The sequence below is a fragment of the Pseudomonas oryzihabitans genome (assembly GCF_014522265.1).
GTDB lineage: Bacteria > Pseudomonadota > Gammaproteobacteria > Pseudomonadales > Pseudomonadaceae > Chryseomonas > Chryseomonas aestiva.
This window is the reverse complement of the sequence record NZ_CP017024.1, coordinates 4330514-4352295: the sequence shown is the minus strand read 5'-3', so window position 1 is coordinate 4352295 and position 21782 is coordinate 4330514. Positions and strand designations below refer to the sequence as shown.

Below are 21782 nucleotides of genomic sequence, written 5' to 3'. Positions count from 1 at the left end.
GGGGACAGCCTCGCCGCCGGTGCCTCGTTCAGCTGTCCTGGCGCCGGCCATACAGCAGGGCGTAGAGCACCGGGATCAGCCCCAGGGTCACCAGGGTGCCCAGCGCCAGGCCGCCGATCATGCTGATGGCCATGCCGGTCCACAGCGGACCGGCAAAGAGCATCAGCGGGATGAGGCCGAGGATGCAGGTGAGCTTGGTCATGATGATCGGCCGCAGGCGCTCGCCGGCGGCGTCGAGCAGCGCCAGGACGAGGGGCTTGCCGGCCTGCCTTTCGGCTTCTATGCGTTCGAGCAGCAAGACCGCGTTGTTGACGATGATGCCGGCCAGGGACAGCAGGCCGAAGGTGGCCATGAAGCCGAAGGGATGGCCGCTCAGCCACAGCGCCAGGGCCACGCCGATGAGGATGAAGGGGATGCTGGCGACGATGATCAGCACCTTGCGCCAGGAATCGAATTGCCAGAGGAACAGCAACAGCATGGCCACGGCGGCCAGCGGCAGATAGCGCAGCAGGGCGTCGTTGGCGGCGGCGGAATCCTCGCTCTCGCCGCCCAGCTCCAGGCGGTAACCGGGCGGCAGCTGCAGGGTGGGCAACTGGGGCGCGAGGGTGGCGACCAGGGTGGCGGCGGTCATGCCGGGATTGCGCGCGCTGACCGTGAGGGTGCGCTGCAGGTTGCGCCTGACCTTGACCCCGGCCTCGCTGGCCAGCTCGATCCGGGCCACCGCCGCCAGCGGTAGCGGCGTGGCGCCGCCCTGGGGATAGACCAGCAGGGTGCTCGGATCGCCACCGCGGGGCGTGCTGCGCGCCGCGATCTCGACCGGATACTGGCCGTCGCGCAGCTGGGCGCCGCTCAGGCCGTCGCCGGCCAGTTGCAGCGCCTGGGCCAGGTCGCGCCGGTCGAGTCCGGCGGCGCGGGCCCGGGCCGGGTCGACCTCGACCTGGTAGCGCAGCAGGCGCGGACCCCAGTCGTCCTGGATGTCGCGGGTCCCGGGGACGGCGGCGAGCAGGTCGGCGAGGTTGGCACCCAGCTGACGCAGGACCGTCTCGTCCGGACCGCTCAGGCGATAGACCGCCAGGCCGCTTTCGGTGGTGCCCAGGGAAAAGCGCTTGGGTTGGGCGCGCACCTCGGGATAGGCCCGGGTCAGCTGCTCGCCGACCCGGGCCATGACCTGGGCGAGATCGGCGTCCGGGCGGGTGGTGACGGTGAAATAGGCGACATTGGGACCGGGCAGCGGCGGATTAAGGCCCAGCACGATGCGTGGTCCGCCCTCGGCGACGTAGCCGATGCTCTCGACGATATCGACATCCTCGCCCAGCCAGCGGCTGAAGCCCTGCATGAGTTCCAGGGTGCGCTGGGCCGAGGTGCCCGGTTCCAGCTGCAGGGGGATCTGGAACTGGTTGCGATCCGAGGGCGGCAGGAAGTCGTAGGGCAGGCTGAGCACCTTGAGGGTGGCCAGGGCCAGCAGCCCGAGCATGGCCAGCAGATAGGCCAGCCGATGCCGCAGCAGGACCTCCAGCAGGCGGCGATAGCCGCGGTGCAGGGCGCTGTCGGTGCTGGTACTGGTATGACTGGGGTCCGGCACCAGGCGCAGGCAGAGCAGCGGCGTCACCGTCAGGCTCAGCGCCCAGGAGCCCAGCAGGGTCAGCGCCAGCACCACGGCCAGGGACCTCAGGTATTCATTGGTGCTGGTCTGGCCGAGAAAGAAGGGCGAGAAGGCCAGGATGATCACCAGCGAGGAGGTCAGCAGCGGGATGGCCAGGGTCCGGCCGGCGGCTGCGCAGGCGGCGCGGCGCTCTTCGCCCGCGCGCAGGCGCCGTTCGATGTCCTCGGCGATGACGATGCCGTTGTCCACCAGCAGCCCCAGGGCCAGGATCAGCGCGGCGATGGACACCGTCTGCAATTCGATGCCCAGGGCGCGCATGACCAGCAGGGTCGCCAGCACCGTGAGCGGGACGATGGCGCCGACGATCAGCCCCAGGCGCCAGCCCAGGAACAGCATGACCACGGCCATGACGATCACCATGGTTTCCATCAGCACGTGCTGCATGCGCGCCATGGCGTGGTGCACCACCTCGGCCTGGAAGGTCACCCGATGCAGGGCGAAGCCGGTGGGCAGGGTGGTCGCCAACTCCTCCAGCCGGTCGTGCAGCGCGGCGCCGAAGGCTTCGACGTTGCGGCCCGGGGTCATGGCGATGCCCAGCACCAGGGCGCGTTCGCCTCGATAGAAGGCGGCGCTGCGTACTGGCTGCTCGGGCTCGACCTGCACCTGGGCCAGCTCGGCCAGGGGCACGGCGCGGCCTTCACCCAGCCGGATCGGCACGGCGCGCAGCGCGGCGGGATCGGCCAGTTCGCCGCTGATGGCCAGGCTGAGGACGCGTTCTCCCGCGCGCAGGCTGCCGCCGCTGACCAGTTCGTTACGGGTGCGCAATTGCGCCAGTAGCGCCTGGGGCGACAGGCCCAGGCGGGCCAGCGCCGTGGCGTCCAGGGTCAGGACGACGCGCTCGTCCCGCAGGCCATAGAGGGCGATACGGTCGACCCCGGGCAGGCCATAGAGGGCGCGGCGCAGGCCTTCCACCTCGCGGCGCAGTTCGCTCGGCGAAAAACCGCGCGCGGTCACGGCGATGGACGCCACCGCCACTCGACCGAAATCATCGTCCACCCGCGGGCCCTGGGTGCCTTCGGGCAGGCCCGGAGCCACCTCGGCGACCTTGTTACGGACGCGCTGCCAGAGCGCCGGCAGGTCCTTGATCTCGTCCCGGGCGGTGAGCTGGATGATGGCCTGCCCGGGTCTCAGGGTGGTCACCAGGGTCTTGAGTTCGGGTAATTCGCGCAGCCGGTCTTCCAGCGGCTTGGCCAGCAGTTCCTCCACCCGGTCGCTGGGCAGGCCGGGCAGGGCGACGCTGACCAGGGCGTCGCGCACGGTCACGCTGGGTTCCTCCTGGGACGGAAAGCCGAGAAAGGCGTAGATCCCGCCCAGCAACAGGGCCAGGGCGATGCAAAGCACCAGGCGACCCCGGCGCAGGGCAAAAGCGGTCAGGGACATGGCCTACTCCCCCGTGAGCACGGTGCTGGGCTGATAGGGCAGCACATGCTCGCCGGCGCGCAGAAAGGCGGCGCCGGCGAGCACGATCCGCTCGCCCTCGGCGAGACCGCTGGCGATCAGCGCCTGGTCCTGCCGCAGGGCCGCCACCGTGACGGGGCGCGGCTTCACCTGCTGGGTCTCCGGCTGGTAGACGAAGACCTGACCCGCGGTGCCGCGCTGTCCGGGCAGCAGCGCCCCCAGGGGCACGGCCAGCTGCGCCTGGGCCGGCAGCGGCAGGCGCACGTCCAGCAGACTGCCGCTGGGCAGGGCCGGCGCCTCGCTGCCAAGGGCGAAGACCGCTTCCTGTAGCAGGCCCTGCTCGGCGCGCGGCGAAAGACCGATCAGCCGGAGCGCCAGGGGCGCGCCGTCGCGCGTGGCATAGGCCTGCGCCTGGGCGCCGGGTGTCAGCCCCTGGGCCAGGGCGGCTGGCACCTGCACCACCACCTGGCGTTCACCCTCGGCCTGCAATCCGAGCAGGGTCTCGCCCGCGCCCACCAGCCGCAGCGGCTCCGGCGCGCGCAGGACGATCTGGCCCGCGAAGGGCGCCACCAGCCGGGTCTGGGCCAGGGCGCGGCGCGCCAGCGCCAGCTCCGCCTCGGCGCCCCGTTGCTGCGCCTGGGCTGCGCCCAGGGCGGCGTCGGCGCCTTCCAGCTCGGACTTGGCCAGGTTGCCCTCGGCGAACAGCTGCCGGGCCCGTCGCTGCCCGGCGCGGCGCTGATCCAGCTCCACCCGGGCAGCCTGCACCCGGGCGCCGGCCTGGTCGAGGCGCAGACGCGCCGGCTCGCCATCCTGCTCGGCGAGCAACTGACCGGCCGCGACCTGGGCGCCCACGTCCACGGCCACCCGCAGCACCCGCCCGCCATTCTCGAAGGCCAGCGCCGTACTGCGCGGCTGGCGCACCAGGCCGGGCAGCAGCGGCGCCTGGGCCGTCAGCCGGGCGACCGGCGCGAGCTTGACGGTGCGCAGGGGCACCGGACCGGGGCGTTCATCCGGTGAGCAGCCGCCCAGCAGGGTGAGCAGCAAGAGGAGTGTGAGGGCGGAGGTCAGGCGCGGGCCGGGCATGGCGGGCTCCAGGATCAGAAGCTGTAGGTCAGGGCGACTTGGGTGGTGGTGGCGGTGGCGCGCTGCCGCAGCGGGCTGTCGCGTGCCTGGTCGCCGTAATAGGTGGTGGTCAGGGTCGCCACCGAACTCCAGTGCGGATCGAAGGTGTGCAACCAGTTCAGCGCGACGGAATAGGCATAGATGCCCTGGTCGAGACGCGCCGGGGCGAAGCCGCTGGCGGCGCTCTGGGCGGCGGTGACGCCGAAATAGGTCTGGTTGAAGCGGCGGTCGCCGGCATGGGCGTCGAGATCCAGCGCCAGGGTGTCCTGGTCGGTGTGCAGGCCGATGGCTTCCATTCCCAGGCGATAGCGAGTGCCGCGCTGGGCCCCGGCCAGCCGCCATTCGCCCTCGGCGTTGAGACTGAGCCAGGGCGCCAGGGCCTGGCTCAGGGTGAGGTCCAGCACCGTGGCGCCGTCGACCTCGCCCATCCCCCGCAGCCGGTCGGCGCCTGGCCGCGAGGCGTTGTCGCGGTCATCGCGGCCGACGTCGTAGTTCAGGGCGCCGCTGAGGGTCAGCCCCTGGGCCGACTGCCATTGCAGGCCGAGGCCACGACTGGTGTCGGCAAAGAACGGCCCACGCTGTACTACCACTAGCGGGAGCAACTGTGGCCGATAATCGGCCGAACCCAGGTAGCGACTGACCGCGCCGGCCACCAGGCCGAGGCTGACATCGGTGTGGTCGCCCCAGGGCGAGGCGTTGGCCGCCTGGCCGGCCAGGGGCGTTAGGCAGAGCAGCAGCGGCAGCAGGGGGGGCGGGTCATGGCAGGTCCTCTCAGGTGGCGGAAGGGTGGTCCAGGCCGTGCAGGGCGCGGTGCAGGCGCAGGCGATTGAGGCGCAGCGCCTGCTCGGTCTGGCGCAGCGTCTCGCCGGCGCGTAGGTCGTCGAGACCGGCCTGCAGACTGGCGCCGGTATCGCCAGCCCCGGCCTGCCACTGGCGCGTTAGGCGCTGGCGGCGCTGGTGGCTCAGTTGCAGCTGGGCGTCCAGGGTCTGGCGCTGCGCGAGCAGCAGCCGGCGCTCTTCCAGGCCGTCGGCCAGTTCGCGAAAGGCGTCCTGCAGGGTGCGTTCGTAGGCGGCCAGGGCCAGGTCGCGAGCAGCCTTGGCCGCATCCAGATTGGCGCTGTTACGCCCGCCGTCGAACAGCGGCAGGGACAGCGACGGCGTCAGCAGTCGCAGGCCATGGCCGGCGCTGAGCAGATCCTGCAATTGCGGACTGGCCAGGCCCACCGCGGTGCTCAGGCGGATGCTCGGGAAAAAGGCGGCGCGGGCCGCGCCGATGCTGGCGTTGGCCGCCTGCAGACGTTCCTCGGCGGCGCGCACGTCGAGACGCTCCAGCAGGCGGCTGGAGGGCAGGTCGGCCAGCTCGCCGGGCAGCTCCGGCGGAGGACCGGCGAGGGCAGGCGCAGCGCCGGGCGAGGGCGCCAGCCGGTAGCCGGTGACCCAGGCCAGCGCCCCATAGGCCTGGGTGCGCTGACTCAGCCGCTGTTGCAGCTGCTGGCGCGCCTCGAGAGCGGCCTGGGTCAGGGGCTCCAGCGCGGCCGGAGCCAGGTCGCCGGCGGCGATGCGCGCCTGGGTCCGCCGCACCAGCTGGTCGCTGAGCGCGGCCATCGCCTGGGCGCTGGCGACCTGGGCATCGGCCTCGCGAGCGAGCAGGAAGAAGCGCGCCACCTCGACCATCAGGGCGCCGCGTGCGGCCTGCTGACCATAGGCACTGGCCAGCAGCTGGTGGCGGGCTTCTTCCCCCAGACTGGCCACGCGGCCGAAGAAATCCAGTTCGAAGGCGTCCACGCCCAGGGTGGCGGTGGCCAGGTCCTGCTGGTAGCGCTCGTCCAGCGCCGGATCGGCGAAGCGCTGACGCGGACGCTGCACCGCCAGGCCCAGGATGGGCCAGCGCTCGGCCTGGCGGGCTCCCAGTTGCGCCCGCGCCTGCTCGACCCTGAGCTGGGTTATCCGGTAGTCTCGATTGCCCGCCAGCGCCTGGCTCGCCAGCGTTGGCAGGAGGGCTTCAGCGCTGACCGCGGCCAGCAGTTGGCGCTCTTCCGGACTGAGGTCGACGACCGCCGCGGGCGCCGCATCCTGCCGTTGCCACTGCCCCAGATGCGCTGGCACCGGCAGTGCCGGCCGCTGGTAGTCGGGAATCAGTGAGCAACCGCTGAGGCCCAGCAGGCTGATCAGCAGCAGCGGGCAGGTGACGGAAGCGGCGAGTGAAGGCATGGCAGGCAGACCCGGTGCAAGGCATGGATCGCAGCCTAGGGACGCCGAATCAAGATTCCTTCGGCGAATTGTCGAGATTCGATCAAGAGAGCGGACGTGGGCGACAAACTCATACTCATCGTCGAAGACGACGCCGACAGCGCCAGCGTGCTGGAGGCCTATCTGCTGCGCGACGGCTTCACGGTGATGCTCGCCGAGGACGGCCGCCAGGGGCTGGACCTGTTCCAGCGCGAGCGACCCGATCTGGTCCTGCTCGACATGATGCTGCCGCGCCTCGGTGGCACCGAGGTGCTGGCGCAGATCCGCCGCGCCGGGGATACCCCGGTGATCATGGTGACCGCCATCGGTGACGAGCCGGAAAAGCTCGGCGCCCTGCGCTATGGCGCCGACGACTATGTCGTCAAGCCCTACAACCCCAAGGAGGTGGTGGCGCGGGTGCACGCGGTGCTGCGTCGCTGTCATCAGGCCCCGCGCGATGACCGCTGGCTGCGCCATGGAGCCCTGACGGTGGATCTGGAGCGTTTCAGCGCCACGGTTGAGGCACGCCTCCTGGAGCTGACGCCTACCGAATTCGGCCTGCTCGCCACCCTGATGCGCACCCCGCACAAGGCCTTTACCCGCGAGGAATTGCTGGAGCGCTGCCTGCCGGAGAGCGAGGCCCTGGCGCGGGTGGTGGACACCCACCTGCACAACCTCAGGCGCAAGCTGGAGGCGGCCGGCATTCCCGGCGTGCCGGTGACGGTACGCGCCATCGGCTATCGCTTTTCATGAAGCGCCAGGCCCCGCTGGGACGCTGGGTCGGCTGGCGCATGAGCCTGCTGGCGCTGGGCGCGGTGCTGCTGATCGCCGCCGGCATGTACCTCTGGTTTCTCTTCGGCGACTGGTGGGTGCTGCGCCAGGTGCCCCAGGCGGCGCGGGCGGAGATCCTCCAGCTGCGCGCCGATCCGCAGGAAAACGAGGCAAGGCTCTGGGCGCTGTTCAGCCACTACTATCCGGTGCGCTATTTCCTGCCCGGTATCGCCAGCCGCGATTGGTGGGTGCTGGCGGGTCTGGTGCTGGCAGCCGTGCCGTTGATCCTGCTGGCCGGCTTTCGGCTGTCGCGCCCGCTGTCGAGCCAGTTCTCCGCCATCGCCGCGGCGGCGCGGCGGGTGGCGTCGGGCGATCTGGAGACCCGGCTGGAGGTCGCCGAGACGGCACCTGCGGAGTTGCGCCGCCTGGCGTTGGACTTCAACAGCCTCACCGCGCGGTTGCAGCAATACGAACGCGACGTACGGGATTCCAGCGCCATCCTCGCCCATGAGCTGCGCACCCCGCTCAACGCCGCCTCGGTGCGGGTCCAGGGCATCCTCGACGAGGTCTTTCCCGCGGATGCCCGCCAGTTGCAGATGGTCAAGCGCCAGCTCGACCTGCTCAACACCCTGGTCGGCGATCTGCACACCCTGTCGCTGGCCGAGGCCGGGCAACTGGCGCTGGATCAGCGACCTTTCGCCCTGGCGGCGCTGGTGGAAGAGCGACTGGCCTGGTTCGCGCCCCAGCTGCAGGCCGAGGCGATACGACTCCACCTGGAACTGGATCCCCGCCAACGGCTGTACGCCGACCGCGATCGCATCGGCCAGTTGCTCAACATCCTGCTGGAAAATTTCCTGCGCTATGGCGCCAGCGGCGGCGAACTGGAGATCGTCCAGCAGGCTCTGGCAGAAGGGCTGGTGCTGGAATTCCGCGATCGCGGCCCGGGCATCGGCGAAGCCGATCGCGAGCGGGTCTTCCACCGCTTCTGGCGCGCCGACAGCTCCCGGGCGCGTCACCTGGGCGGCAGCGGCCTGGGCCTGTCCATCGCCCGCGCCATCTGTGCGGCGCATCAGGGGCGCATCGTCGCCCTGGGGCGCGAGGGTGGCGGCACGGTCATGCGCATCGAGTTGCCGGGACGGCTGTCCTAGCGCGGCAGGCGTCTTGGAACGACTGCCCCTGTCAGAGCGACAGGGGCAGCGGGCCTCAGGCGGAGGCGTCGTCCGCAGGGGCGGCGACAGCCTCGGCCGCTGCAGGCGCCTCAGCTTCGACCGGCGTGGCGGTGTCCGCCTTGGCCTTGGCCTGCTCACGGCGGGCCTGGGCGCGCTGGCGGCGTGCCTGCTGCTTGGCATAGACCGCCTGGGAAGCGGTCACGGTGCCAGCCGGCTGGCCATCCAGATCCAGGCGCGGGGCGTTTTCGGTCATGGCCGCCCAGTAGCGGGTGCCACGGCACCAGGTGGCGATCGACTGCTTGAGCTGGTCACCGGTGATGCCCAGGCGCTCCAGGTGCTGCTCGGCGTCCTTCAGGATGCCTTCCTTGAGCGGCACCTTGGGGGCCGGATTGACCGGGAAGGCCAGCGGGAAGTGCTTTTGCAGACGGCGGATGCCTTCGACCACCGGATCCTGCTCGCGGGGCTTCTGCTCGCGGGGCTTGGCTTTCGGTGAAGGTCTCCGCGCCGGCCGCTCGTTGCTCTCGGTCTTTACCTGCGCTTTTTCGGCCCGCAGGCGGTCGCGTAGTTCAGCTAGTTGCTCAAAGCCCATCGTTCAGCTCACCGCTCCAATAGAATTCACGTGCAAGGGTAACCCATGCCGGGCTTGGACCGCGCCGATTGCAGATTGGCACGCCCAAGGCTGGCGGCCCGTCATTCTAAAGGCTGGTTTGCCGCTCGTGCATCCTCGGAAGCGTCATTCCCGGCGGATGGTGCGCCCTGCTGGGCGTTTTCTCGGCCCTTTACGAACGCCGCCGAGCGCAGGTGAGGCGAGTTGAAACGACCTTGGGGAGTAACGGCCCAAGGCGACTCGAAGGCTGAGCGCGCCAGAACCGGAAGGCCGAGGAAGGGCCGTGCAGGTGCGGTGAACGAGGCTTCCGACCGGGCTGGCGATCCAGGCCTTGCAACGAAGCAGCGCCGATGATGCAGGCACTTCGCGTACTGGATCTAGCCGCCTCCGGTCAGGCGCGACACCCATTGCGCCAGCCGCAGCTTGAACGGCGAATAGGGCGGCAGCAGCAGACGAACGGCCAGCAGCGGACCGGCGGCGAGCACGCTGCGCTCGTGGGAAAAGGTGCGAAAGCCCGCCTGGCCATGGGCGCTGCCGCTGCCGGAGTGATTGACGCCGCCAAAGGGCAGGTGCAGCTGGGTGTACTGCTGCATGCACAGATTGAGGCCGACGCTGCCGGAGCTGGTACGGGCGACGACCCGTCGCTGCACCGCGCGATCGCGACTCCAGAGATAGAGCGCCAGGGGCTTGGGACCGGCGTCGATGCGCTGCAGCACCTCCTCCAGGTCGTCGTAGGCGATCACCGGCAGGAGCGGACCGAACAGCTCCTGGCTGTCCAGGGGGCTGTCGACGGCCGAGCAATCCAGCAGCGTCGGGGCGAGATAGCACCCGGCGGCATCGTGCGCGCCGCCGTGAATCAGCTGGGCGCCGGCGGCCCGGGCCTGTTCCAGCAGCCCGATCAGCTGGCTGGCGTGGCGCGGGTGGATGAGCCGGGCGTAGTCCGGGCTGGCGGCGGCATCGGTGCCGTAGCGCTGCACCAGCAGGGCACGACAGCGTTCCTTGAAGGCTGGCAGCAGGCGCCGGGCGACGAAGACATGATCGGGCGCGACGCAGGACTGGCCGGCATTGAGGAATTTGCCCCAGAGCAGCAACTCGGCGGCGGCGTCCAGGTCGGCGCTGGCGTCGATGATCGCCGGCGACTTGCCACCCAGTTCCAGGGTCACCGAGGCCAGGTGCCGGGCAGCGGCCTGCATCACCAGGCGGCCCACGGCCGTGGAGCCGGTAAAGAAGAAGTGATCGAAGGGCAGTGCCAGCAGCGCCTGGGCGGTGGTGACGTCGCCTTCGCAAAAGGCCACGGTGTCCGGGGTGAAGGCCTCGGCCAGCAGCTCGCGCAGCACCGCATTGACCGCCGGGGTGAATTCCGAGGGCTTGAGCATCACGCTGTTGCCCGCCGCCAGCGCCGATACCAGCGGGCCGAGCAGGGTGGAGACCGGGTAGTTCCAGGGGCCGATGATCAGGCAGCGACCGCGTGGCTGGCTGTGGATGTGCGCCGGGCAGCCGAGGGAGGTCAGGGTCGGTCGCACCCGCCGCGGCTTCATCCAGCGGCGCAGCTGGCGGCGCGCGTGCTGTATCTCTTCCAGCACCGGCATGATCTCCGACAGTTCCACCTCCACCTCGGGTTTGCCGAAGTCCTGGCGAAAGGCCGCATAGAGCGCCCCCCGCCGCGCCACCAAGGCGCCATGCAGGCGCTGCAGCAGGGTCAGGCGCTCGGCGGCGCTGGAACCGCGCAGGGCCAGGGCGCGCGGTCCCTGGGCGGCGAACAGCCGCTGCAGGGTCTCGGGGTCGACCGGGGCGCAGGCAGAAGCGGAATCGGGGAGGGGCGCATTCATGGCAGCAGTCCGCAAGGGGGCAGGAAGGAGGCGACGCGGCGACGACGGCAGTATTCAGCCTGGGCGTTGCCAGCGCCAGCGTGGCAACGGCCGGGAGCCGGGGGCACTGAGGGCGAGCAGGGCCGCCAACCCCAGGGCCAGCAGGGCGAGCAGGGCGCTGGTCAGGGCGGCGGGCCGGACCGCGGCGCCCTGCAGCCAGAGGGACGCCAGCGCCGGGCCGGCGGCGCAGCCGAGCAGCTGCAGCGAAGGCACCAGGGTGGCGACGCGGCCACTGGCGTCCAGCCGCAGGGCCAGGCTGATCTGGAAGGGGGTGAGGGTCTGCCAGAGAAAGGTGAAGGCCAGGCACAGCAGCGCGAAGGTCAGGTGCGCCCCCGGTGCCAGGCCGTAGATCAGCGCGGCCAGACTGCCCAGCAGCAGGGTCGCCAGGGTCAGGGTGGCGGCGGCCGGCAGCCAGGCCACCAGGGCCGCGCCGGCCAGACCACCGAGCAACTGCGCGGCGAAGCTGGCGGCGATCAGGGTCTGGGCCTGGCCGGGGTTCAGCCCGAGGGCTTCACCATAGGGCTCCAGATAGGCCCAGAGCGCACCGATCGCCGCCAGCTGGCAGCCGACGAAGGCCAGCAGCAGGGCCTGGGGGAGCTGCCAGCGATGGCGGACGGGCACGCTGCCAGCAATCTCCAGCGCCGCCAGCCGGCGGGGCAAGGCGGCGGTCAGCGGCAGGGCCAGGGCGGTCACGCCGGCCAGCAGCCGGAAGCCGCCGGGGCTGCCCAGGCGCGGCAGGATCCACAGCGCCAGCAGGGCCGCCAGCAGTCCCTGGCAAAAGGTCTGCAGCGCCATGAACAGGCCGGATAGGCGCTCGGCGGCGGGCTGGCGCACGATCAGCGCCACCGCCGCCCAGAGCAGCAGGCCTTCGCCGAGGCCGGCGAGGGCGCGCAGGCCGAGCAGCAGCAGATCACCGCTGGCCTGGGCACTGGCGAGGTCGGCGGCGACCGCCAGCAGCGTCGCCGGTACCAGGACCCTCGGCAGTCCCAGACGGGGACCCAGGGCCTCGCCAGCGATGACCCCCAGGCCCAGGGCGACGATCTCGCCCATGGCCACCAGGCCCAGGCCATCGAGGCTGGCGCGACCGCTGGTGAACAGCTCGCCGAGCAGCAGCGGCTGCAGGCCGAGGATGAGCAGGGCCAGGGACCCTAGCAGCAGCGCGGCGCAGACCTGGCGGGGCGGAGAGGGCGAGGTGACGGTCATGGGCTCTACCTTCGATGAGTGGCTAGTAACCGCGACTTTCCGCCGGCAGCCGGCCCTGGCGGAAGGCCTCGGCGGCGGCGCGCTGGTCGAGCTGGAGCCGGCGGGTGGCGATCAGCACCACCCACCAGGGCAGGCGGGTGAGCACGGCGCCGGTGGCCTGGGCCAGGGTGTAGGCCTTGGCGCATTTCTCGAACAGCTCGGCATTGAGGGCGGCGCGGCTGGCGGTGGTCCCCAGGCACAGCGGCTGGCCGCCGAGCAGCTGGACGTTGCCCTGGTCGGCCAGGGCTTCCGCCAGGGCGTTGCTCCTGGTCACCGCGGGTGCCATCCGGCCCAGGTGCCGGGCCTGCTCGTCGAACAGCTGTGGCAGCTGGCCGCCGAAGTCCGCTACATGCTGCCCATAGCGCCCGGCCCCCTGGATGATGGCGCCGACATCCGGTCGCGAGCGGTAGATGAGTGCGTGATCGAGGGCGCCGCCGCTGCTGCGGGTCAGCTCGATCTCGCAGGGGGCGGCATCGCCCAGGGTGCCGTACCAGAGGCTGCCCGCCCCCGGTATGCGTACCGACAGGGCCAGGGCCGAGCGTTCGCCCTGGCGGGCCAGACGTTGCTGCAGATCCAGCCATTGCTGGCGCAGTTCGGCTTTCATGGGCGGCCTCATACCAGTTGGAAGACCCGGTCGAAACGCTCCAGGGCGTCGTCGATCACGGCGTCGGTGTCGGCCAGGCTGGTGTAGATGCGGCTGCCGGCCAGGGTGATGAGGCCATGGGCGGTATAGGCCGCGCCCATCTCTTCCATCATGTGCTTGCGCGCCTTGGCTTCGTTGCGCACCCGCAGCAGCTTGAGCGGGTTGCCGGTGTCGAGCAGCAGCACGCCGGAGGTCTGCAGATGGACGATGGAGCCCAGGTTGTAGGCGACATAGGGCAGGTTGCGGCGCTGGATGATCTCGTCCAGCCCTTGGCGCAGCCGATCGCCGGCACGACCGGCCTGGCCGGCGGCGTCGAGGCGCTGGATTTCCTTGAGGGCGTAGTAGCCGGCCACGCAGCACAGCGGATTGGCCGACAGGGTGCCGCCGACGAAGGCGCGCTTCGACGAGGTGCCGATGCCGCCCACCAGCAGCTGCATGACCTCGGCCTTGCCACCCAGGGCCCCGGCCATGGGATAGCCGCCGGTAAGGCATTTGCCGAGCACGGTGAGATCCGGCAGCACCTTGAAGTAGCCCTGGGCACCGCCCATGCCGGCGCGAAAACCGGTCACCACCTCGTCGAAGATCAGCAGGGCGCCGAATTCGTCGCAGAGCTTGCGCACCTCGCGATTGAACTGCGGATGCACCGGGCGGGTGCCGCTCTCCGGGCCGAAGGGTTCCACCAGCACCGCCGCGGTGCCGCCGCGCAGGCGATTGAGTTGCAACCGCCGGCGCAGGGCGTCGAGGTCGTTGGGCGGGCTTTCCTGGGTGTGGGCGGTGGCGCCCCGGGGAATGCCGAGGGCCTCCATGCGCCCGGTGCCGGGCAGGCGCATGCCGTACACCAGCTGATCGCTCCAGCCGTGATAGGCCCCGCCGATCTTGATGATCCAGCGGCGCCCGGTATAGGCCCGCGCCAGGCGCACCGCGGCCATGGCCGCCTCGGTGCCCGAGCCCAGCAGCCGCACCTGGTCGATGCCGGGCACGCTCTGGCAGACCAGTTCGGCGAGCTTGACCTCGTATTCGTGCAGCAGGCCGGTGACCGGGCCGCACTCGGCGAGGATGCGCTGGACCTGCTCGCGCACGCCCGGATGATTGGAGCCGAGCAGGGTGGGGCCGCCGGCCTGGAGAAAGTCGATGTAGCGGTTGCCGTCGACGTCGGTGAGGTGGGCGCCTTCCGCCCGGGAGATGGCCAGCGGGAAGGGATGGTTGAACGCCAGGTTGTGCTGGATGCCCCGGGAATGAAGCGCTTGGCTTCTTCCGCCAGTCGCCGCGAGCCCTGGCAGCGCTCGTCGAAATAGCCCATGACCTTGGCCAGGGCATCGCGGCGCAACGGGCGCATGGGTTGTTTGACCAGGGCGTCGAAACGGCGATAGAGCGTCTCGGTATCCGGCCAGGCGGAAATCGCCGGCGGCGTGGGCACCAGGGGCGGCGGGGTGGTCAGGGGCTGGTTCATGGCGGACCTCAGGACGGGAGGGAGGCGGTGAGGGTGGTCAGCAGGCGCTGGCGCGCCAGGCTGTCGGCGGCGGAGACGCCGGGGCGGTTGGCGATACGGTCGACCAGGTAGTGCTCGCAGAAGGCTTCCAGCTGCTCCAGCACCGCCAGGGTCTGCCGCGCGCTGGCGCCGTAGCAGAGCACCCCGTGGTTGCGCAGCAGATAGGCCGGGCTCTCGGCGCTCAGGGCGCGATCCAGGCGCTTGGCCAGCCAGCCGGTGCCGGAGGGGGCATAGCCCACCAGCGGCAGGCGGCGGCCCAGTTCGGGCCAGCGCTCGGGGTCGTCGACGCTCAGGGCCTCGCCCAGCAGGGTGCAGGCACTGGCCAGCGGCTGGTGGGTATGCAGGCTGCAGCCCGCGGCCGGAAAGCGCCGCAGCACCCGGGCGTGCAACCCGGTTTCCACCGAGGGCGCGCGATCGCCTTCGAGCTGGTGCAGGTCGGCCAGGCGCAGGATGCAGACGTCTTCCGCGCCCATCTGGTAGTAGTCGAGGGCGGAGGGGGTCACCGCGATGCGCTCGGCGTCCAGGCGCAGGGCCAGGTTGCCGCCGGTGGCGGCGAAGAAGCCGCGGCGCACCAGGTGCAGGCAGAGATCGAGCACCTGTTCGCGCGCTTCGAGGGTATCGCTCATGGTCGGGCTCCCTGGTTGGGGTTGAGGCGGCGGTAGAGCGGCGCCAGGCGCCGGCGGACTTCGAGAAAGGTGGCGTAGCTGTCGTCGTAGCGCGCCCGCGCCTGGGGGCAGGGCTGGTAGAGACGCGGCGGTCGCTGCAGCGCCGGCACATCGCTGAAGGCCAGGGCGCCGATGCCGGCCGCGGCGATATAGGCCGAGCCCCGGGCATTGGCCTGGATGGGCGCATCGGGCTGGGCGATCACGTGGCCGGTGACGTCGGCCATGATCTGGCACCAGAGATTGGACTGGGCGCCGCCGCCCACCGCGGTGATTCGCTCTGGTCGGCGGCCGAGGAAGCGGCCGAAGGGTTCCAGCATCCAGCGGGTGTTGAGCGCCACCCCTTCGAGAAAGGCGCGGATGATGTCTTCGCGGGTGTGCTCCAGCGACAGGTTGATCAGCGCCGCGCGCAGGCTGGGATCGTCCACCGGGCTGCGCTCGCCATACAGCCAGGGGGTGTAGAGCAGCCCGCGGGCGCCGGCCGGTACCCGGGCGGCGATGCGGTCGAGCAGGGCATAGAGATCCGGGTGCTGTTCGTCGCTGAGGAGTTCGTCCGGGTGGTAGAGCACCTTGTCGCGCAGGAAGGACAGGTTGGCACCCGCCGCGGTCTGCAGCGCCATAGCCAGGTAGCGGCCCTTGACCGCGCTGGGCACGGCGGCCATGTGGCGCAGGACATCGGACTTCTTGAAGGGCACATGGGCGCCCAGCCAGGAGGAGGTGCCCAGGTAGAGGTGCGGCGCGAAGTCTTCCACCGCGGAGCCCACCGCCACCGCCGAGGTGTCCACCGAGCCGGCCACCACCGGGGTGCTGCGCGGCAGACCGAGCTGGTCGGCCACCGCGCCGGTCAGGGTGCCGATCACCTCCGCGGAATCCACCAGGTCGGGCAGCTTGTCGCGGTCGAAGCCCAGGGTGCGGATCAGCCCGGCGTCGTACTTCACCTGGCGCGAATCGCGGTTGTCGGTGATCCAGGCGGTGCAGATGGAATCGGCGGTGGCGCAGCAGCGCCCGGTGAGGCGCAGATTCATGAAATCGAGGACATTGAGAAACTTCACCGTGCGCGCATAGCGCTCCGGCTGATGGTCCTGCAGGTAGGCGATATGGCCCGCCGAATCCTTGCCCGACAGCGAGGGCGCACCGCCGGTGAGGCGGATCCAGCGCCACAGCTTGAACGGCGAGTAGCCGGCCACCTTCAGCCGGCCGCCGCCGACCCGCCGCGCCACGGATTCGGCGCCGCGCATGTCCAGCCAGAGCAGCGCCCGGCCCAGGGCCTGGCCGTTGGCGTCCACGCACACCGTGCCCTCGGTCTGGGTCGAGCAGCACACCGCCATCACCCGCCGCCGCCGTGCCGGGTCCGCTGCCAGCAATTCGCCGGCCCCGCGCAGGAAGGCCTGCCACCAGTCTTCCGGCTCCTGTTCGGCGCTGTGGCCTTCGACGTACAGGCTGACCCCATGGAAGGTCCAGGCGACCACCTCGCCGCCAAGGGTGACCAGGGCGCTCTTGCAGCCGGAGGTGCCGAGATCCACCACCAGCACCAGGCCGTCGAGGGCGGTGGCCTGGGCCGGTGCGGGCGGCGTAGCGAAGACGTGAGGTTTCATGGGCACCCGCTCAGAAAGGGCGGGCCACGGACAGCACCCAGCGGGCCTCGTCCGTCGCGCGCTGATGGTCGCCGTCTTCGGCGATATAGAGTTCGCGCGCCCGGGTATGGGGGCTCAGGTAGTCCAGGCCGAAGTCGAAGCCCCAGTGGCGATGCACCAGGCCCACGCCGTAGTCGCTGAAGTTGGCCTCGGAGAAGTTGCGGATCTGCTGGTAGCCGGCGTGCAGCTTGAGGCTGGTGCGCGGGGTCAGCTCGTAGCGATAGTCCAGGTCGTAGAGCAGGCTGCCGCGGGAGTTGTGCTCGCCCTTGGCATAGCACTCCAGGCCCTTGGTCGGGTCGGGATTGAATTGCAGCTGGGCGCCGCAGACCCCGGCGGTGTTGGCGCCGCGATAGTTTTCCGAGAGCACGTTGAGGATGCGCCCCTGCAGGGCCCCGTAGCCGATCTCCAGCACCGCGAACTGGCTGTTGTAGTTGGTGCTGCGCAAGCCATCGGGAGCGCCGGTCTCCGGATCGATGCGGCTGGGCGCCTTGAAGTGGGCACCGGGAAAGAATTCCCCGGCCAGACCGACACCGAAGTGCCAGGCCTCCGGATCGCCGAAGCGGTAGCCGCCGGCCAGCAGCACGTTGGCGCCATCGCCGTCGATGAACTGCTTCTTGCTCACGGTGCCGATTTCCGCCAGGCCGATCAGGCCGCTTTCGTGGGCGAACTCCACGGTGACCTTCGCCCCCGGCCGATTGAGCGAGTCGGAGATGCCGCGGTTACGCACGTCCGAGAGCAGACGCGGGGTGATGGTCAGGGCATAGCTGGCCAGGTCGTCGTCGGCCTGGACCGCGCTGCCGAGAACGCTCAGGCACAGCAGGGCCGCCGCCTGGGTGCGGTGAAGAATCCGGTTCATGGGGTCGCTCCTTGCGGTGGCTTAGCTGCAGTGCGGGGTGGCGGGAAGGGCGCTCAGCGGGGTGAGCTGTTCGGTCTTGCCGAGCACCTCGGTGCCGACATAGGCGCGGATGTTGAGGTCGTCGCCCTTGCGGCGGACGTAGCCCTTGTATTTCTTGCCATCGCGCGGATCGAATACCCAGCCGTCGCGCCAGGTGCCGCCGTCGTCGCGACTCATCTGGAAGATGCGGGTGCCGCAGGTGTCATGGGCATTGCCGGCGTCCTTGTCCCAGACGATGGTGCCGCACAGGGCACCGGCGTTGTCGGCGCAGGGCATGACCTTGACCGCGGCGCCCTGGTCGGCGGTCAGCCAGAGTCCCTGGACCGGTACGGCGTCGGCGGCCAGCACGGGGGCGAGGGGGAGCGCCAATAAGGCGGCGGCGAGCGCGAGGGGTGTTTTCATGGAGGAGACTCCTGCTGATTGTTGTGGTTGTGGCTGGAGGCAGTAAGGCAACGCTGTTGCTGATATGATAGTTATCGCTACACGATAGTTATAACTATCATTTTACTGCCCATCAAGGGTTTTTTCGTTCAGCCGAGAGCTTTTTCATGGTCGCCAAAGAGTCCGCTCCATCCTCCCGCGCCACGCCCAAGGCCCGCCCCAGCCAGCAGCGGGCAGCGGAAACCTATGAACGCATCCTGGCGGCGGCGGCGGAGGTGCTGTGTCAGGTTGGCATCGAGCGGCTGTCGACCAATCTGGTCTGCGATTGCGCGGGGCTGACCCCGCCGGCGCTCTACCGCTACTTTCCCAACAAGTACGCCCTGCTGGAGGAGCTGGGTCGGCGCCTGCTGGAAAAGCAGAATGCGCAGATAGACGGGCGGATCAATGCCGAGCTGCTGGCCGGTCCTTTGGAGCGGGTGGAAGACGTCCTGACCGGGCTTTTGCTAGATACCTACCGGGTCACCGCCGAGACCGCCGGGGTATGTGGATCCTCAAGGCGCTGCGCGCGGTGCCCTCGCTGGAGCACGTGCGCCTGGATTCGCACCGCCGGGTGGCGGCGCAGCAGACCGCGTTGCTGGTGCTGCTGCTGCCTGGCGTGGCGCCGGCCACCGTCGCCCAGGTCGCGCGGATCGTGGTCGAGCTGATCCACTCCACCGTGGAGCTGCTGTTCGATGAGGAGCTGCCGGCGGAAAGCACCTGCCGCACCGTCGCGGCCATGCTCAGCGGTCATCTGGGGCGCCTGCGCGACGGCTGAATCTTTCGCCCGCCGGGGCGAGCATCAGGCGGGGGACTCAGGTCAGAATCGGCAGGTGTTCCACCACTGCCGAGTCCCGTCATGCCTGATCTGGATATCGCCACCTTCATCGCTGCCTGGCCCACCCTGGGTCTGGAACCCGCTCAGCCGTGGACCCATACCGGCGCCTGCGAGCATCGGGTCAGGCTGCTGCTGGCGCGGCTCGGTCCCGGCTATCGCCGCCAGGGCGACAGTGCCATCCACGAGACGGCAATGGTTGAGCCCGGTGCCGTACTCAAGGGACCGATCATCATCGGCCCCGGCAGCCTGGTGGCGGCCGGCGCCTATCTGCGCGGCGGTGTCCATCTGGGCGCTCACTGCGTGGTGGGCCCGGCCTGCGAGCTGAAGAGCAGCCTGCTGCTGGACGGCAGCAAGCTCGCCCACTTCAACTTCGTCGGGGATTCGCTGATCGGCAGCGGGGTGAATCTGGAAGCGGGCGCCATCGTCGCCAACTACCGCAACGAAAGTGACGGCGCGCTCATCCGCATCCGCCACGGCGACCGGGTAATAGACACCGGGGTGGTCAAATTCGGCGCCCTGATCGGCGACGGCTGCCGGCTGGGCGCCAATGCGGTCATCGCGCCGGGCGCCCTGCTGCCGCCAGGCACCCGGGTCGCGCGGCTGGAACTGATCGACCAGGGGATGCCGGACGCCGCCGCGGGCGCGGCGCTCTCTCAGCCGGCGAGATAGGCGTCGGTGGCTTCCAGCGTCGCATAGGCGAAGGCCAGGGCCGCCATCAGGGCGGCATGCACCTGGGCCGCCGGCACCCTGACGCCCCCGAACTCCAGATCCAGGGTGGCACAGGCATCGTGGATCACGGTCACGGCGTACCCCATGTCGGCTGCGGCGCGCACGCCTGCGTCGATACACATATGACTCATGGCCCCACCACCACCAGCGACTCGATACCGCGCTCGTCCAGCAGGTGCCTGAGGTTGGTTTCGCGAAAGGCATTGGGATAGTGCTTGAGCACCACCGGCTCGCCGGCCCGGGGCACGACCGCGGCCTGGATCTCGACGCCGTCGCTGCCGGGCACGAAGATCGGCGCCTCGGCGCTGAGCGACTGATGCTGCACATGAATCACCGGAATGCCCTGGTCGCGGGCGTGGGCGATGATCCGCGCGGCCTTGGCGACCGCGGCCTCGATGCCACTGAGGGGCAGTTTGCCGCTGGGAAGGTATTCGTTCTGCAGATCGATGACGACGACGGCGTGCTTGCTCATGTCCAGCCTCTCGGAAGATGCTTCAGGTTTGGGTCCGGCCATGATTGGCCAGCCGCGCCTCCGGGCGAAGAGGCGTGACCGACAACTTCAGGGGCGCCAGCGACACATGCACGATCAACCGCCGATCGAACTCGGTCTGCTGCTCTATCCCGGTGTGCAATGGGCGACGGTGCACGGCCTCACCGATCTGTTCGAGATCGCCGGGCGCTTCACGGGAACGGCGGAGGATGCCGAGCGGCCCCGCTTGCGCGTCAGCCACTGGCGGCTTGAGGAGGGCGCAGCAGCGCCCAGCCGGGTCTACGACTCACTGCCCGCAGCGAGCGGCTCACCCAGCGTGCTGATCCTGCCACCCAGCCTGGCTGAGCCAATCACAGCGGAGGCGGCTGCGCCCTATCGCGAGTGGCTACGTCGGCAGCATCAGAGCGGCGTGCGTCTGGCCTCGATCTGCGCCGGCGCCTTTCTGCTGGCGGAAACCGGCTTGCTCGACGGTCGCATCGCCACCACCCACTGGCTCCATGTCGAGCGCTTCAATGCGCGTTTTCCTGCCGTCAGCCTGGACGCCGACCAGCTCCTCATCGACGGCGAGAATCTCGTCACCGCGGGCGGTCTCATGGCCTGGACCGACCTCGGCCTGCGCCTGGTCGATCGCTACCTTGGCGCCAAGCGGATGCTCGACACCGCGCGCATCCTGGTCATCGACCCACCGGGTCGACAGCAGCGCTACTACAGCGCCTTTTCCCCGCGCCTGAGTCATGGCGACGGCGCCATTCTCGCCGTGCAGGAGTGGCTGCAGGAAAGCGGCGCCCAGGACATCGCCCTGGACACCCTGGCCCGCCGCGCCGGCCTGGAACCGCGCACCTTTCTGCGCCGTTTTCGCCAGGCCACCGGCATGACCGCCACCGCTTACGGCCAGCAACTGCGCGTCGGTCGTGCCCGGGAACTGCTGCAGGCCAGCCGCCTGCCCCTCGAACGGGTCGCCTGGGAAGTGGGCTACAGCGATCCGGGTGCCTTCCGCAAGGTCTTCACCCGCGTGGTGGGGCTGAGCCCGGGGGATTATCGGCGGCGGTTCGGGGTGGATCGCCAGGTCGCTGAAGCCTAACTCGGCGCGTCGGTGCCCGGCGGAAAGCCCCCGTCGATCCGCTACACCAGCGGCTCGGCGATCCGCTCCAGCAGTCCGGGTCCATCGTTTTTCACGCTGCCCACGGCCTTGCCGACCGGATACCAGTCGAAGGCCTCCACCGGCGTTGCTTCGATCTCACCAATCTCGGCGGCGCGCTCCATGGACAGCTCGGGGTCCAGCCATTCGCGGGCCACGGCCGGCGGCAGGACCAGCGGGCGGCGGTCATGGATATCGACCATGCCGGCGTCGGAGGCGGCGGTGACGATGACGAAGCCGTCATCCTCGTCGGGTGCCTGGTCAGCCGGGTGGAAGTGGCCGATGGCGGCGAAGAACAGCGGCTCGCCGGATTTCAGCCGGATGAAGTAGGGCTGCTTGAGCTTGGGATCTGTAGGGTCCTTTTTCCATTCGTACCAGCCATCCGCGACCACCAGGGCACGGCCGTTCTTCCAGAGGCCGCGAAACATCCGGCTGGTGGCCGCCGTTTCGACGCGCGCGTTGATCACCGGCGGACGCTTGGCCTGGCGCGCCCAGGCGGGCTGGTAGCCCCAGAGCACCGGGTCCAGGTGCAGGCCATCCTGCTGCTGGTGCAGCAGCTGGACGCGGGTGCCCGGCGCCACGTTGTAACGACCCAGGGCGCGGGGTTCCAGGCCGGTGCGGACATCCGCAGGCGCGGCGCCCAGGGCGTCCAGGTAATCGAGGGCATAGCGGTACTGGGCAAAGCGGCCACACATGGGATGCTCCTGTGCGCGGGAGACGCAGGTTGAAATGCCCCCGCATCCCTACCTAGGACCACGCCTCACGCCCGAAGTACCTG

The 21782-nt window shown here is 70.2% G+C and carries 18 protein-coding genes and 3 pseudogenes; 6 read left to right on the top strand and 15 right to left on the bottom strand.

Translation table 11 applies throughout. The annotated features are described in order from the left end of the window. Nucleotides 1-28: 28 nt before the first annotated feature. The 4 genes from BGI51_RS20150 to BGI51_RS20135 are packed head-to-tail and all read right to left on the bottom strand — an operon-like array spanning nt 29 to nt 6394. Entirely contained in the window at nt 29-3043 is a 3015-nt protein-coding gene (locus BGI51_RS20150; RefSeq protein ID WP_187979504.1) for an efflux RND transporter permease subunit, read from the bottom strand. Between the two features lie 3 nt (nt 3044-3046). Next, on the bottom strand, nt 3047-4144 hold the full coding sequence (locus tag BGI51_RS20145) for an efflux RND transporter periplasmic adaptor subunit (protein WP_187979503.1): 1098 nt from the start codon (nt 4142-4144) through the stop codon (nt 3047-3049). Between the two features lie 14 nt (nt 4145-4158). Beyond that, nucleotides 4159-4929, bottom strand: coding sequence for a MipA/OmpV family protein (locus BGI51_RS20140; RefSeq protein ID WP_187981368.1), 771 nt, complete (start codon nt 4927-4929; stop codon nt 4159-4161). A 25-nt stretch (nt 4930-4954) separates the two neighbouring features. After that, complete coding sequence (locus BGI51_RS20135; protein WP_187979502.1) at nt 4955-6394, bottom strand: efflux transporter outer membrane subunit; 1440 nt, start codon at nt 6392-6394, stop codon at nt 4955-4957. A 96-nt stretch (nt 6395-6490) separates the two neighbouring features. Here BGI51_RS20135 and BGI51_RS20130 point away from each other — a divergent pair, with 96 nt between their 5' ends. Both BGI51_RS20130 and BGI51_RS20125 read left to right on the top strand, forming a co-directional pair. Then, a complete protein-coding gene (locus BGI51_RS20130; RefSeq protein ID WP_133860836.1) occupies nt 6491-7165 on the top strand; it encodes a response regulator in 675 nt (224 codons plus the stop codon). Then, complete coding sequence (locus BGI51_RS20125) at nt 7162-8331, top strand: sensor histidine kinase (RefSeq protein ID WP_187979501.1); 1170 nt, start codon at nt 7162-7164, stop codon at nt 8329-8331. Before BGI51_RS20130 ends, BGI51_RS20125 begins: the two co-directional genes overlap by 4 nt. A 55-nt stretch (nt 8332-8386) precedes the next feature. On the opposite strand, the gene BGI51_RS20120 is transcribed toward BGI51_RS20125, so the two are convergent. From BGI51_RS20120 to BGI51_RS20080, 9 genes and pseudogenes are all read right to left on the bottom strand, one after another. Further along, on the bottom strand, nt 8387-8941 hold the full coding sequence (locus tag BGI51_RS20120; RefSeq protein ID WP_187979500.1) for a ProQ/FinO family protein: 555 nt from the start codon (nt 8939-8941) through the stop codon (nt 8387-8389). A 395-nt stretch (nt 8942-9336) separates the two neighbouring features. Beyond that, the gene (locus BGI51_RS20115; RefSeq protein ID WP_187979499.1) at nt 9337-10788 is read right to left on the bottom strand and encodes an aldehyde dehydrogenase family protein; all 1452 of its coding nucleotides are present in this window, start codon (nt 10786-10788) and stop codon (nt 9337-9339) included. 54 nt (nt 10789-10842) lie between these two features. After that, entirely contained in the window at nt 10843-12030 is a 1188-nt protein-coding gene (locus BGI51_RS20110) for a hypothetical protein (RefSeq protein WP_187979498.1), read from the bottom strand. A gap of 22 nt (nt 12031-12052) precedes the next feature. Then, nucleotides 12053-12673, bottom strand: coding sequence for a class II aldolase/adducin family protein (locus BGI51_RS20105; protein WP_187979497.1), 621 nt, complete (start codon nt 12671-12673; stop codon nt 12053-12055). Nucleotides 12674-12681: 8 nt separating this feature from the next. After that, nucleotides 12682-14162 (bottom strand): annotated as a pseudogene (locus BGI51_RS20100) (aspartate aminotransferase family protein). Between the two features lie 8 nt (nt 14163-14170). Continuing rightward, nucleotides 14171-14827: a class II aldolase/adducin family protein gene (locus BGI51_RS20095; RefSeq protein ID WP_187979496.1), complete on the bottom strand. Its 657-nt coding sequence runs from the start codon at nt 14825-14827 to the stop codon at nt 14171-14173. Next, the gene (locus BGI51_RS20090; protein WP_187979495.1) at nt 14824-16458 is read right to left on the bottom strand and encodes a xylulokinase; all 1635 of its coding nucleotides are present in this window, start codon (nt 16456-16458) and stop codon (nt 14824-14826) included. The genes BGI51_RS20095 and BGI51_RS20090 overlap by 4 nt, the downstream gene beginning before the upstream one ends. 10 nt (nt 16459-16468) lie before the next feature. Further along, entirely contained in the window at nt 16469-17353 is an 885-nt protein-coding gene (locus BGI51_RS20085; protein ID WP_133860827.1) for a TorF family putative porin, read from the bottom strand. A gap of 21 nt (nt 17354-17374) precedes the next feature. Beyond that, complete coding sequence (locus tag BGI51_RS20080; RefSeq protein WP_187979494.1) at nt 17375-17794, bottom strand: DUF2147 domain-containing protein; 420 nt, start codon at nt 17792-17794, stop codon at nt 17375-17377. 146 nt (nt 17795-17940) lie between these two features. On the opposite strand from BGI51_RS20080, the pseudogene BGI51_RS24190 reads away from it, so the two are divergent. From BGI51_RS24190 to BGI51_RS20070, 3 genes and pseudogenes are all read left to right on the top strand, one after another. Next, nucleotides 17941-18108: pseudogene (locus tag BGI51_RS24190) on the top strand (TetR/AcrR family transcriptional regulator); the annotation flags it as partial. 206 nt (nt 18109-18314) lie between these two features. Beyond that, nucleotides 18315-18587 (top strand): hypothetical protein, encoded by a 273-nt coding sequence (locus BGI51_RS24185; protein ID WP_437179463.1) that lies wholly within the window; start codon nt 18315-18317, stop codon nt 18585-18587. Between the two features lie 81 nt (nt 18588-18668). Then, complete coding sequence (locus BGI51_RS20070) at nt 18669-19316, top strand: transferase (protein WP_187979493.1); 648 nt, start codon at nt 18669-18671, stop codon at nt 19314-19316. On the opposite strand, the pseudogene BGI51_RS20065 reads toward BGI51_RS20070, so the two are convergent. After that, nucleotides 19301-19848: pseudogene (locus BGI51_RS20065) on the bottom strand (cysteine hydrolase family protein). The gene BGI51_RS20070 and the pseudogene BGI51_RS20065 sit on opposite strands and share 16 nt — an antisense overlap. A 106-nt stretch (nt 19849-19954) precedes the next feature. Between BGI51_RS20065 and BGI51_RS20060 the strand changes: the two are divergent. Further along, the gene (locus BGI51_RS20060) at nt 19955-20947 is read left to right on the top strand and encodes a GlxA family transcriptional regulator (protein WP_187979492.1); all 993 of its coding nucleotides are present in this window, start codon (nt 19955-19957) and stop codon (nt 20945-20947) included. 41 nt (nt 20948-20988) lie between these two features. Here the strand turns inward: BGI51_RS20060 and BGI51_RS20055 are convergent, their stop codons facing one another. Further along, entirely contained in the window at nt 20989-21699 is a 711-nt protein-coding gene (locus BGI51_RS20055; protein ID WP_187979491.1) for an SOS response-associated peptidase family protein, read from the bottom strand. Nucleotides 21700-21782: the final 83 nt, after the last annotated feature.

Coding starts and splice junctions, on each gene's coding strand:
- BGI51_RS20150 (WP_187979504.1), bottom strand. CDS start 3,043: ATGTCCCTGACCGCTTTTGCCCTGCGCCGGGGTCGCCTGGTGCTTTGC.
- BGI51_RS20145 (WP_187979503.1), bottom strand. CDS start 4,144: ATGCCCGGCCCGCGCCTGACCTCCGCCCTCACACTCCTCTTGCTGCTC.
- BGI51_RS20135 (WP_187979502.1), bottom strand. CDS start 6,394: ATGCCTTCACTCGCCGCTTCCGTCACCTGCCCGCTGCTGCTGATCAGC.
- BGI51_RS20125 (WP_187979501.1), top strand. CDS start 7,162: ATGAAGCGCCAGGCCCCGCTGGGACGCTGGGTCGGCTGGCGCATGAGC.
- BGI51_RS20120 (WP_187979500.1), bottom strand. CDS start 8,941: ATGGGCTTTGAGCAACTAGCTGAACTACGCGACCGCCTGCGGGCCGAA.
- BGI51_RS20115 (WP_187979499.1), bottom strand. CDS start 10,788: ATGAATGCGCCCCTCCCCGATTCCGCTTCTGCCTGCGCCCCGGTCGAC.
- BGI51_RS20110 (WP_187979498.1), bottom strand. CDS start 12,030: ATGACCGTCACCTCGCCCTCTCCGCCCCGCCAGGTCTGCGCCGCGCTG.
- BGI51_RS20105 (WP_187979497.1), bottom strand. CDS start 12,673: ATGAAAGCCGAACTGCGCCAGCAATGGCTGGATCTGCAGCAACGTCTG.
- BGI51_RS20095 (WP_187979496.1), bottom strand. CDS start 14,827: ATGAGCGATACCCTCGAAGCGCGCGAACAGGTGCTCGATCTCTGCCTG.
- BGI51_RS20090 (WP_187979495.1), bottom strand. CDS start 16,458: ATGAAACCTCACGTCTTCGCTACGCCGCCCGCACCGGCCCAGGCCACC.
- BGI51_RS20085 (WP_133860827.1), bottom strand. CDS start 17,353: ATGAACCGGATTCTTCACCGCACCCAGGCGGCGGCCCTGCTGTGCCTG.
- BGI51_RS20080 (WP_187979494.1), bottom strand. CDS start 17,794: ATGAAAACACCCCTCGCGCTCGCCGCCGCCTTATTGGCGCTCCCCCTC.
- BGI51_RS24185 (WP_437179463.1), top strand. CDS start 18,315: ATGTGGATCCTCAAGGCGCTGCGCGCGGTGCCCTCGCTGGAGCACGTG.
- BGI51_RS20070 (WP_187979493.1), top strand. CDS start 18,669: ATGCCTGATCTGGATATCGCCACCTTCATCGCTGCCTGGCCCACCCTG.
- BGI51_RS20060 (WP_187979492.1), top strand. CDS start 19,955: ATGCACGATCAACCGCCGATCGAACTCGGTCTGCTGCTCTATCCCGGT.
- BGI51_RS20055 (WP_187979491.1), bottom strand. CDS start 21,699: ATGTGTGGCCGCTTTGCCCAGTACCGCTATGCCCTCGATTACCTGGAC.